Source organism: Specibacter cremeus (assembly GCF_003946885.1).
Lineage (GTDB): Bacteria > Actinomycetota > Actinomycetes > Actinomycetales > Micrococcaceae > Specibacter > Specibacter cremeus.
The window spans coordinates 42,170-51,873 of sequence record NZ_RWKQ01000032.1; the positions used below are offsets into that span (position 1 = coordinate 42,170).

Genomic DNA, 9,704 nt, shown 5'->3' on the forward strand with positions numbered 1-9,704 from the left:
AAAGAGTGGCCCAGCAGAAGACCCGCATCCAGCGACGCGAGGCGCTGATCTCCGCGACGCGCAAGGTGGCGAGGGAGAGCGGTCTCGCCGGCACCAGCGTGCGCGCCGTCGCCGCCGAGGCGGCCGTCAGCGTGGGCTCGGTGCTGTATTACTTCCCCAATTTTGACGAGCTCATGTTTGCCACGGTCGAGGGCGTCATGGAGGAATTCTACGAGCGTCGGCGGGCCATCTCCGACGCGCACACGGATCCCCGTGCACGGCTGGCCGCCCTCATCGTGGCGGGCGTCCCGGATGAGATCAGTTCTGATCTCCGGATGGCGTACGAGAGCATCCCGCTGCTTCGGCAACAGCCCCAGTACAAGCCGCTGCACCGCTCGGTCGTCGAACGGCAGGTCATGCTGTACCGCTCCGCCATCGAGATTGGCGTTGCCCTGGGCGACTTCCACCCGACCACCGGGATCGACGTCATCGCGCGGAACATCGTCGCGCTCGAGGACGCCTACGATATGTACCCCCTGATCGGGTTCGATCTCCCGGCCGCCGGCTACCGCCGCAACATTGCCTCCTATGTGCAGACCGCCCTGGCCTGCGAGCTCCCCCCGCTGGAGGCCCTGGAGCAACCGGCCGGGGGAGCCGCCGGGTAGCCGGCCGTCCTACGCGATGGCGTCCTCCGCGTCGCCGAATTCCGGCGCCGTCAGCGTCCGGGGCACGGCCTCGACCTTCGCCGGGGCGTCCAGCGACTTGGGGTCGAAGGCGTTCAGCTTGCGGGCCGTGGGCAGGACGCGGGTTTCAAGCGTGCCCACCAGCTTGTTGTACCTGTCCACGGAGGACTTCAGCGATGCCCCCACGTTCGCCACGGCCTCGCCCATGGTGCCGAGCCGTGCGTACAGTTGCGCGCACAGGTCGAACAGTTCCTTCGCGCTCTCGGTCAGCACGTCCTGCCGCCAGCTGAACGCCACCGCCTTGAGGATTGCCAGCAGGGAAATGGGGGAGGCGAGCACCACGTTCTTGCCGATCGCGTAGTCCAGCAGCGCCGGATCCGCCGCCAGCGCCGCCGACAGGATGGACTCCACCGGCACGAAGCAGATCACCAGCTCCGGCGAATTCGTCGCCGACGCCCAATACTTCTTCCCGGCCAACGCATCGACATGCGCGCGCAGCGCCTTCGCGTGCTGGGCCAGGTGGTCGGAGGCGTCGCGCCCGCCGTTCGCACCGTCGTCGTGCGCCCGCAGATAGGCCGACAGCGGCACCTTCGCGTCCAGGACAACCTCCTTGTTCCCCGGCAGGCGCACGATCATGTCGGGGCGGTGCACGCCGTCGTCGGCCTTGTTGTGCACCTGCTCCGCGAAGTCGACGTGCGCGAGCATGCCCGCCGATTCGACAACCCGGCGCAGCTGCACCTCGCCCCACCGGCCGCGCACGTTGTTGGAGCGCAGCGCGGACGCCAGCGACTCGGTGGTGGACAGCAGGCGCTCGTCGGAGAGCCGCGCGTCGCGCAGCTGCTCGGCCAGCTGGCCGTACTGCTCCACGCGGTCGCGCTCCAGCAGGGCGACCTGGCGCTGCACGGCCGTCAGCTTCTCCGACACCGGTCCCAGCGCCTGCAGCACGGCCGAATCGCCGGCCTGCTGCGTCGCGATGGACCGGTTCTGCGTGGCCAGCAACCGCCGCTCGGCGTCCGCCGCGGCGAACTGCGCGCTCACGTCCGCCAGGCGCGCCAGCGCGCGGTCCGTCTCCTGCTCCGCGTCGCGCAGCCGCGCACGGAAGTAAAGACCGACGACGGCGGCGCCCGCCAACAGCCCGATCAACAGCAATACCGTGGCCACCAGCCACCCAGTTCCAGTCATGCCTCCAGCTAAACACGGGGCACCGACAAGACCGGTGGTCGAGCTAGTCGAGACCCCGGTAACGCTTCCCGGCTCCCGCGCCCGGCCGCAGGCGGCCGAGCGCGGATCCTGCCGGTAAGCTTGACTACCGTGGCTCTTACTATTGGCATCGTCGGACTGCCCAACGTCGGCAAATCAACCCTGTTCAACGCACTGACCCGCAACAACGTGCTCGCCGCGAACTACCCGTTCGCGACCATCGAGCCCAACGTGGGCGTTGTCAGCCTGCCCGACCCGCGGCTGGAGAAGCTGGCCGGCGTCTTCGGCTCGGCCCGGATCCTGCCGGCCACGGTGTCGTTCGTGGACATCGCCGGCATCGTCAAGGGCGCCTCCGAGGGCGAGGGCCTGGGCAACAAGTTCCTGGCCAACATCCGCGAGGCCGAGGCGATCGCCCAGGTCGTCCGCGTGTTCGACGACCCGGACGTGGTCCACGTCGACGGCAAGATTGACCCGAGCTCCGACATGGAAACCATCCACACCGAGCTGATCCTGGCCGACCTGCAGACCATCGAGAAGGCCATCCCCCGGATCGAGAAGGCCGTCAAGCTCAAGCAGCGCGAGGCCGCGGAACTCAACGCCATCAAGGCCGCACAGGCCGTGCTGGAACGCGGCGACACCATCTTCTCCTCGATCAAGAGGGACAAGCTGGAAATGGAGCACCTGAAGGAGCTGGGCCTGCTGACGGCCAAGCCGTTCATCTACGTGTTCAACGCCGACGATTCCGTGCTCGGCAACCCGGCCCGCCAGGAGGAGTTGCGTGCCCTCGTGGCGCCGGCCGACGCCGTCTTCCTCGACGCCAAACTGGAGGCCGACCTGGTCGAACTGGACGAGGCCGAGGCCCGGGAGATGCTGGAGATGAACGGCCAGGACGAGTCCGGGCTGGACCAGCTGGCCCGCGTCGGGTTCCACACGCTGGGCCTGCAGACCTACCTGACCGCCGGGCCGAAGGAGACCCGGGCCTGGACGATCCGCCAGGGCGACACCGCCCCGCAGGCCGCCGGCGTCATCCACTCCGACTTCCAGCGCGGCTTCATCAAGGCCGAGGTGGTCCACTTCGACGACCTCATCCAGGCCGGCTCCATGCACGAGGCCAAGGCCCACGGCAAGGTCCGGATCGAGGGCAAGGACTACGTCATGCAGGACGGTGACGTGGTGGAGTTCCGGTTCAATGTGTAGTCGAAATCCGGTCAAACGTCTGGGAAACCCAACCCATCTGCTGTCACTCTGGGCATATCACGCGATATGATCAGCTCATGGCCAACCTTGTCCGAATGCTTCGTGAGGCTGCTGGCCTCAGTCAGGCAGAGCTAGCCCGACGGTCCGGAGTCGCTCAGCCGAACGTTGCCGCCTACGAGGCTGGACGGCGCAGGGTCTCGGCCGAGATGCTGGAGCGCCTTCGCGCGGCCGCGCGGCCACTGCCTCACGATGCGCTCGCTGCGCACCGTGCCGACCTGGTGAGTCTCGCCGGACGCTATGGCCTCAGCAACGTCCGGGTCTTCGGCTCCGTGGCACGCGGCACCGACCGCCCCGGCAGCGATCTGGACGTCCTCGTTACCCGCTCGCCGGGCACCGGCCTGCTCACGGTTGCGGCGTTCGCTGCAAAAGCGGGGGAGCTGCTCGGCGTCGAGGTCGACGTGGTGACCGACGGCGGTCTGCGCGCCGACCACGAGATCTTGGCAACGGCCGTCGCGGTATGAACGAGCGGGACGCTGCGGCGCTGAGGGAGATCGTCCGCCTGTGCGGTGTCGGTGCGAATCTCGTGGCGCGCGGCCATGCGTGGTACCTCGGTGATATCGACAACGTGCCGGGTCTGGCCGCGGAATCGCTGATCATCAAGATCGGTGAGAATGTCGCTCGTCTGAGTGCCGACACGACCGACCGGCATCTCGAGGTGCCGTGGTCGCTGATCAAGCGGATGCGGGACCGCTTGGCACATCACTATGAAGGCACCGACTATGAGGCGGTCTGGGACACGATGGTCGTCGATCTGCCAACAATCAGCAGGCACGTTCAATCGCTCGAAGCAGAGTGAGACCTCCATGGCCCGTCGCCGGTGAGGTTGCTCCGAGTCGGAATGTGGGTGGAATTTAGATTCAATGTGTAATCGAATTCCGGTCTAACGTCTGGCCGTCCCGCTGGCGGCCGCTCGTGATATTCTCGACCCACTACATCCCCCACGCCTCTCCACGATGCGCACTTGGGGGATTTTTTCTATCTCGGGTCAGGGGAACACACATGCCTCGAACGCCGCGACCCCGTGGCACTCTCCGCTATGACAAGCCGCCACTGAGTCTTGACGAGCTCGCCGGACACCTAGCCGGGCGCGGTCTGGAGATCCCAGACCCGGAGCGAGCAGGGCATCCGGGGGCCAGGCCGACGCCGAGCACGTTGAGCCAGCGAGAGAATAGCCCCGTCCGACTGCGCGCGAGGGTGATGCGCCGGCCCTGCCGCTGTTGGTCTCCCATTGATACGCACCTGCCGAAGGGCGGTCTGGTCTCGGCCACTTCTGATTCAACGGTTCTGAAAGCGTGGCGTCGTGGTTGAGCCAGATTGATGCGTAGATGAGGTAGACCTGATGGTATCCCGTTCGGTATAATCGAACCATGGCTACGACGATCAAGGTGAGCGCGGAGCTGCGCGATCGGATCAACCGTGACGCGCACGAGCGCGGTGTCACTGCGGCAGGTCTGATCGAGCGACTGCTCGATGCGCATGAGAGGCGTCAGCGCATGGAGGCATTCGGGCGTGTGTTTAGGGACGCAGACGCGGCGTACTGGGATGAGTTCCGGTCATGGGACGTGACCCTCGACGACGGCCGACCCGGTGAGTGAACTTCGTCGCGGAGACGTCGTCTGGGCGGAGCTCGATCCAGTGCGCGGACGTGAGCAGTCTGGGCGCCGACCAGCGCTGGTGGTGGCGAGCGATCTGTACCTCGAGCAGGCGGACACGCTCGCGATCGTGCTGCCTGCGACAACGATCGATCGGGGATGGCCGAACCACATACTCCTGCGTGGTCCGCGGCTCGGCCTGTCGAAGCCGACGTTCGTGATGACGGAGCAGCCGCGCACCGTGACCCGGGACCGCTTCGTCGGCGACATCGGAGCGGTCGACGCCGCAACGATGCGGGATGTGGACGGCTGGTTGCGGGACTTCCTCGCGTTGCCGTGAAGGGCTGAAGGTGCGATCGCCACCGCCCCAGAACGCAGATGTTTTTCGCCGTGGCGACGTGGTGGAGTTCCGCTTCAACGTGTAGTGCCGCTGTACTGCTTTGGGGACGCCCGGGATGCTTCAAGCATTCCAGGCGTTTCTGTGCTCGGGCCGCGGCAGTGTGCTTTGTCCCAGACATGTGGGTATGTGGTTGCAGCAGTGACGCCCAAGATCATTTGATATATAATTAGTTATATACAGAGGGGAGTCCATCATGGCAGTCACAAGTGTCGATCTGGACCTGAAGTTAATCGAGCGGGCAAGGGCGCTCACGGGCGAAAAGTCGAATCGCGCCGTCCTCGACCTCGCATTGCGCCGCCTTATCGCCTCGAAGCAGAAGGGCATGATGATTGACGGCATCTCTGCTTTGGGTGATCTTGAGTCCGAGCTCGGCGCGCCGGTCGTTGCTCCGGCCCAGGCCTCGTGACCGACTATCTGGTCGACAACTCCGTTTGGGCCCGGCTCGCGTCCGGTGATGCTCGCATCACCGGACGGCTGCGGCACATTGAGCGCGCGCCGTCGGATCTCTTCGTGACCTGTCCACCGCAAGTACTGGAGTTCTGCCATAGTGCCCGGACGCCCGCTGAGTACGCGAAGTACCGGGAACAGATCTCGCTCGGATTCCCGTTGGAGCATGCGCCGGACGAGTCGTTGGTGCTCGATATTCAGAGTGCTCTGTGGAGTTCGGGCCTTGTCCGCGCGGCGGGTTCACTCGACATTCTCATCGCGGGCTACGCGATCGTGAACGACGCGACTGTGCTGGCTGCAGACCACGACTTCGACCATATCGCCGCGGTGAGCGATTTGAGACACGAGTATGTTCCGCCTTTGTCGTGAAGTCGTGGGCATCGCTGCAGCCGTGCAATCGTGATGGTTCTCTCTGTCGGAACTCAGTGGAATTTAGATTTAACGTCTAGCGTTAATAACGCGTTCCGTTATATGCTGATCTCGTGATCAGGTCGTTCGGCAACAGGGACACCGAACGACTGTGGCGTCGTGAACGTGTGCCGTCGCTGGATCCTCGGATTCAGCGGGCTGCACTCAGGAAGCTCCGCCAGGTGGGGTCGGCGGAGTCGCTTGGCGATCTTCGGATTCCACCCGGCAACCGGCTCGAACTCTTGAAAGGGAACCGTGCCGGTCAACACAGCATTAGAATCAACGACCAGTGGCGGATCTGTTTCCGATGGACCGACGCTGGCCCCGAGGAGGTCGAGATCGTTGACTACCACTGACAAGATCGCCCCGATCCACCCGGGCGAGGTTCTCATGGAGGACTTCATCGAGGGCTTCGGCATCACACAGAACAAGCTCGCGGTGTCGATCGGTGTGCCGCCGCGCCGCATCAACGAGATCGTGCATGGAAAGCGCGGCATCTCCGCAGATACCGCTCTGCGCCTTGCCAAGTACTTCGGGACCTCGGCACAGTTCTGGCTCAACCTGCAGGCACATTACGACCTGGATCTAGCGGAAGACCGTGCAGCTGACCAAATCGACGCAATCACGCCACTCCGCGTCGCATGACCGAGCGTCCAGGTCGACGCACGGTGCGGAAGGTTGTCGCCTACATCGTTCACGATCGCCGTCTGCTGGTGTTCACTCACGATCACGTAGCGATCGAGATCGCGGGAGTGCAAGTGCCCGCAGGAACGATCGAACCGGGGGAGTTGCCTGAAGAGGCGGTCGTGCGTGAGGCACTTGAAGAGACTGGCATTGCGACGCGCGTTGTCCGTGCTCTGGGTGTCGAGCACTATGACGTGCGGCCGTCAAAAGCTGAGGTGCACGAGCGTCACTTCTTCTTGCTTGCGCCGTTAGAGCAAGCGCTTCCGGACCGATGGGGCGCGGGAGAAGAGTCTCCATCCGACGGCGGTGATGCTGAGCGGTGGACGTGCTGGTGGCTCCCGCTCAAGAACGCGCACGTCCTCTGCGCCGGATTCCGTTCGGTGCGCGTATCAGTAGCATCGCACCCGATGAACCCACTACGTGATGTTTCTCCGTGACGGAACGTGGTGGAGTTCCGCTTCAACGTGTAGTCGTGCGATAAGACCGCAGCTCGGCGGCCCGTGGTGACCGACCGGCCCGCGACGAACGCCTACGTCATTTCCCGTGGCACGGCGATGACGTCCACCGCGGCCCCGGAACGCAGCACCGTGATGGGAAGGGGCACGCCGATGGCGTCGCTGAACAGCAGCTTTTGCAGGCTCTGGGCGCTCGCGACGGGGCGGCGTCCGGCGCTGAGCACGACGTCGCCGGCCTTGAGGCCGGCCTCCTCGGCGGGCGAGCCGGCGATCACCTCGACGGCGCGCAGCGCCTGGCGCTGGCCGGTGCGGTGCGCGACGGCCGGACTCAGCGCGACCGGCGTACTGACCACACCGAGATAGGCGCGCCGGACAAGGCCGTCCGACAGCAGCGCGGAGATGATCCGGCGCGTGGTGGCGTTGATGGGCACGGCCAGGCCAAGCCCGGCCCCCGCGACGGCCGTGTTGATGCCCACCACGCGGCCCCGGGTATCGGCCAGCGCCCCGCCGGAATTGCCGGGGTTGAGGGCGGCGTCGGTCTGGATCACGTCCTCGATCACCCGTCGTGACCTCCCGGACCGGGTCGGGATGGAGCGCCCCAGGCCGCTGACGACGCCGGCCGTCACGGAACCGGCCAGGCCGAGCGGGTTGCCGACGGCAATGACCAACTGGCCGACGCGCAGTGCCTCGGCGTCCCCGAGCGTGGCCGGCGTCGGCGCCGTCGTCCGGGCGCGGACGATGGCGAGGTCCGACAACGCGTCCGAGCCGATGATGTCCACCTCCGTTCCCGTGCCGTCGGCGAAGCTGGCGCGGCCCGCGTAGGCCCCGGCCACCACGTGGGCGTTCGTGAGCATGTAGCCGTCCTCGGTGAAGACGACGGCGGAGCCGCTTCCCAACGTGGAGCGTCCGTCGGGGGCGCTGCCCGACATCTCGATGGCCGCCACGTGCGGGATGACGGTCTCGGCAACGCGGATGACCGTCTGTGAGTAGGTGTCAAGCGGGTCTTGGGCGTCGGGGGGCTGTTCAATGTGCGTGTCGGGGCTGGTGTCCACGGCGCACCTCCTTGGGCTGGTACTTGCCTGTACAACGTCCTTGGCCGCGCGACTAATCCGGATCCCGGTACGCCCTCGGCGAACCGCCGTCGAGCAGGCATCCGCTGGGTGCGGGTTGGACAGCGACGTCCCTGCCATCACCAGGTCGACTCCATGCGCGAGGCCAAGGCGCAAGGCACGGTTCGGGTCGTGGGCAAGGACCGCGTCATGCAGGATGACGACATCGTCGAGGTCCGATTCAATGCTGGATGCAGCCGAGACCCTGGACGATTTGCGGGTCCCGCCGGGCGACCGTTTGGAGGCCCTGCGCGGCGACAGGGTCGGCCAGCACGGCATCCGCGTCAACCAGCGGTGGCGGATCGGCTTCGTGTGGACTGAAGCCGGCCCCGATCGCTTGGAGATTGTGGACTATCACCAGGAGGTGGCACGCATGGACCGGATTTCACCGATCCATTCCGGGGAGGTACTCATGGATGAGTTCCTCGACCCGCTCGGGGTGACCCCGCATCGACTGGCCATCGCCGTCGGAGTGCCACCGCGGAGGATCAACGAGATCGTGCATGGCAAGCGCCGGATCACGGTAGACACGGCGCTGCGACTGGCCCGCTTTTTCGGCACCACCGATAGGTTCTGGCTGAACCTGCAGACGCGGTACGTCCTGGAGATCGAGCGCGACAACCTCGGGTCCGCCCTGGATGCGATCACGCCGTTGGAATCGGCCTGAGCGGCCGCTGCGGCCGTCACCCGATCACTTGGACAAGGCCGTCGTCGGCTTGGGCGAGGGTTCCGTGTGGACCGCGGCCACCTGACGGGCACAGCAACGAATCCCCATGACACGGGATTCTTGCAACGACCTGCCACGGGTTCTCCACAGGCACTGCCAAAGCGCACCAGCTGATGCGAAAATTGATGCAGGAGGTGTGACCATGCGAACCACGGTGACGGTGGACGACGCCCTGATCGCCCGGGCCGCCGAACTCACCGGCAGGGAAGAGAAGTCCGCGCTCATCCGTCTGGGACTTGAGGCTTTGATCGAACGCGAGAGTGCACGCAGGCTGGCCCTGCTTGCGGGAACGGACCCGGAGGCGGCCGCGGCCCCACGGCTGCGCACCGGCTGATTGATGCTCCTCGTCGACACGTCGATCTGGATCGACCACCTGCGCGGATTCGAGCCGCGACTCGTCGCAGCACTGGGACGCTCGAACGTCCTCCAACACCCGATGATCTTGGGCGAATTGGCGCTTGGAACGCTGCGGGTCCGCACCGAATTCCTGGCGTTACTGGCGGCGTTGCCCTCGACCCGAGTCGCCTCACACGCCGAGGTCAGCGAACTCATCGAGCGTCGACGCTTGTACGGGCGGGGCCTGGGGCTCGTCGGCGCACACCTGTTGGCGTCCGCTTTGCTGACCCCCGGCGTCGTGCTGTGGACGCGGGATCGGCGCCTGGGCGCGGCCGCGGCGGATGTGGGCGTGGCCGCTCCTGACCCGGGTGCACGCTAGGAGGGCGCTGAACAAGGGGCAATTCGGAGGGGCGGGGTTCGCTGTCGT

16 protein-coding genes are annotated in these 9,704 nt (G+C 66.0%); 14 read left to right on the plus strand and 2 right to left on the minus strand.

What is annotated here, in order from left to right:
- Positions 1-5 precede the first annotated feature (5 nt).
- Entirely contained in the window at positions 6-644 is a 639-nt protein-coding gene (locus EJC77_RS13135) for a TetR/AcrR family transcriptional regulator (RefSeq protein ID WP_164520411.1), read from the plus strand.
- Positions 645-653: 9 nt separating this feature from the next.
- Here EJC77_RS13135 and EJC77_RS13140 read toward each other — a convergent pair whose 3' ends face one another.
- Positions 654-1,844, minus strand: coding sequence for a DNA recombination protein RmuC (locus EJC77_RS13140; RefSeq protein WP_125613354.1), 1,191 nt, complete (start codon positions 1,842-1,844; stop codon positions 654-656).
- Between the two features lie 129 nt (positions 1,845-1,973).
- Here EJC77_RS13140 and ychF point away from each other — a divergent pair, with 129 nt between their 5' ends.
- The 10 genes from ychF (at position 1,974) to EJC77_RS13190 (ending at position 7,087) form a co-directional block, all read left to right on the plus strand.
- Entirely contained in the window at positions 1,974-3,059 is a 1,086-nt protein-coding gene (gene ychF / locus EJC77_RS13145) for a redox-regulated ATPase YchF (RefSeq protein ID WP_125613357.1), read from the plus strand.
- Between the two features lie 77 nt (positions 3,060-3,136).
- Entirely contained in the window at positions 3,137-3,580 is a 444-nt protein-coding gene (locus EJC77_RS13150) for a helix-turn-helix domain-containing protein (protein ID WP_205787268.1), read from the plus strand.
- Positions 3,577-3,915: a HepT-like ribonuclease domain-containing protein gene (locus EJC77_RS13155; RefSeq protein ID WP_125613359.1), complete on the plus strand. Its 339-nt coding sequence runs from the start codon at positions 3,577-3,579 to the stop codon at positions 3,913-3,915. Before EJC77_RS13150 ends, EJC77_RS13155 begins: the two co-directional genes overlap by 4 nt.
- Before the next feature lie 571 nt (positions 3,916-4,486).
- The gene (locus tag EJC77_RS13160) at positions 4,487-4,714 is read left to right on the plus strand and encodes a ribbon-helix-helix protein (protein ID WP_125613361.1); all 228 of its coding nucleotides are present in this window, start codon (positions 4,487-4,489) and stop codon (positions 4,712-4,714) included.
- Positions 4,707-5,051: a type II toxin-antitoxin system PemK/MazF family toxin gene (locus EJC77_RS13165; protein WP_125613363.1), complete on the plus strand. Its 345-nt coding sequence runs from the start codon at positions 4,707-4,709 to the stop codon at positions 5,049-5,051. The genes EJC77_RS13160 and EJC77_RS13165 overlap by 8 nt, the downstream gene beginning before the upstream one ends.
- Before the next feature lie 253 nt (positions 5,052-5,304).
- A complete protein-coding gene (locus EJC77_RS13170) occupies positions 5,305-5,517 on the plus strand; it encodes a type II toxin-antitoxin system VapB family antitoxin (RefSeq protein WP_125613365.1) in 213 nt (70 codons plus the stop codon).
- Positions 5,514-5,927, plus strand: a complete 414-nt coding sequence (locus tag EJC77_RS13175; RefSeq protein ID WP_125613367.1) for a PIN domain-containing protein — start codon at positions 5,514-5,516, stop codon at positions 5,925-5,927. Before EJC77_RS13170 ends, EJC77_RS13175 begins: the two co-directional genes overlap by 4 nt.
- 113 nt (positions 5,928-6,040) lie before the next feature.
- The gene (locus EJC77_RS13180; protein ID WP_125613369.1) at positions 6,041-6,322 is read left to right on the plus strand and encodes a type II toxin-antitoxin system RelE/ParE family toxin; all 282 of its coding nucleotides are present in this window, start codon (positions 6,041-6,043) and stop codon (positions 6,320-6,322) included.
- Positions 6,309-6,611: a HigA family addiction module antitoxin gene (locus EJC77_RS13185; protein WP_125613371.1), complete on the plus strand. Its 303-nt coding sequence runs from the start codon at positions 6,309-6,311 to the stop codon at positions 6,609-6,611. The genes EJC77_RS13180 and EJC77_RS13185 overlap by 14 nt, the downstream gene beginning before the upstream one ends.
- Positions 6,608-7,087 (plus strand): NUDIX hydrolase, encoded by a 480-nt coding sequence (locus tag EJC77_RS13190; protein ID WP_125613373.1) that lies wholly within the window; start codon positions 6,608-6,610, stop codon positions 7,085-7,087. Before EJC77_RS13185 ends, EJC77_RS13190 begins: the two co-directional genes overlap by 4 nt.
- A 92-nt stretch (positions 7,088-7,179) precedes the next feature.
- On the opposite strand, the gene EJC77_RS13195 is transcribed toward EJC77_RS13190, so the two are convergent.
- Complete coding sequence (locus EJC77_RS13195) at positions 7,180-8,157, minus strand: S1C family serine protease (protein WP_240630239.1); 978 nt, start codon at positions 8,155-8,157, stop codon at positions 7,180-7,182.
- A 241-nt stretch (positions 8,158-8,398) separates the two neighbouring features.
- Here EJC77_RS13195 and EJC77_RS21590 point away from each other — a divergent pair, with 241 nt between their 5' ends.
- The 3 genes from EJC77_RS21590 (at position 8,399) to EJC77_RS13215 (ending at position 9,656) form a co-directional block, all read left to right on the plus strand.
- Positions 8,399-8,881 carry a HigA family addiction module antitoxin gene (locus EJC77_RS21590; RefSeq protein ID WP_125613375.1) on the plus strand — a complete coding sequence of 161 codons (483 nt, stop codon included), beginning with the start codon at positions 8,399-8,401 and terminating at the stop codon, positions 8,879-8,881.
- A 202-nt stretch (positions 8,882-9,083) separates the two neighbouring features.
- Positions 9,084-9,275 carry a type II toxin-antitoxin system VapB family antitoxin gene (locus EJC77_RS13210; RefSeq protein WP_125613377.1) on the plus strand — a complete coding sequence of 64 codons (192 nt, stop codon included), beginning with the start codon at positions 9,084-9,086 and terminating at the stop codon, positions 9,273-9,275.
- A gap of 3 nt (positions 9,276-9,278) precedes the next feature.
- The gene (locus EJC77_RS13215; protein ID WP_125613379.1) at positions 9,279-9,656 is read left to right on the plus strand and encodes a type II toxin-antitoxin system VapC family toxin; all 378 of its coding nucleotides are present in this window, start codon (positions 9,279-9,281) and stop codon (positions 9,654-9,656) included.
- Positions 9,657-9,704: the final 48 nt, after the last annotated feature.

Excerpts from the sequence above, each read along its gene's own strand:
- EJC77_RS13140 (WP_125613354.1), bottom strand. The coding sequence starts at position 1,844 with ATGACTGGAACTGGGTGGCTGGTGGCCACGGTATTGCTGTTGATCGGG.
- EJC77_RS13150 (WP_205787268.1), top strand. The coding sequence starts at position 3,137 with ATGGCCAACCTTGTCCGAATGCTTCGTGAGGCTGCTGGCCTCAGTCAG.
- EJC77_RS13155 (WP_125613359.1), top strand. The coding sequence starts at position 3,577 with ATGAACGAGCGGGACGCTGCGGCGCTGAGGGAGATCGTCCGCCTGTGC.
- EJC77_RS13160 (WP_125613361.1), top strand. The coding sequence starts at position 4,487 with ATGGCTACGACGATCAAGGTGAGCGCGGAGCTGCGCGATCGGATCAAC.
- EJC77_RS13170 (WP_125613365.1), top strand. The coding sequence starts at position 5,305 with ATGGCAGTCACAAGTGTCGATCTGGACCTGAAGTTAATCGAGCGGGCA.
- EJC77_RS13190 (WP_125613373.1), top strand. The coding sequence starts at position 6,608 with ATGACCGAGCGTCCAGGTCGACGCACGGTGCGGAAGGTTGTCGCCTAC.
- EJC77_RS21590 (WP_125613375.1), top strand. The coding sequence starts at position 8,399 with ATGCTGGATGCAGCCGAGACCCTGGACGATTTGCGGGTCCCGCCGGGC.
- EJC77_RS13210 (WP_125613377.1), top strand. The coding sequence starts at position 9,084 with ATGCGAACCACGGTGACGGTGGACGACGCCCTGATCGCCCGGGCCGCC.
- EJC77_RS13215 (WP_125613379.1), top strand. The coding sequence starts at position 9,279 with ATGCTCCTCGTCGACACGTCGATCTGGATCGACCACCTGCGCGGATTC.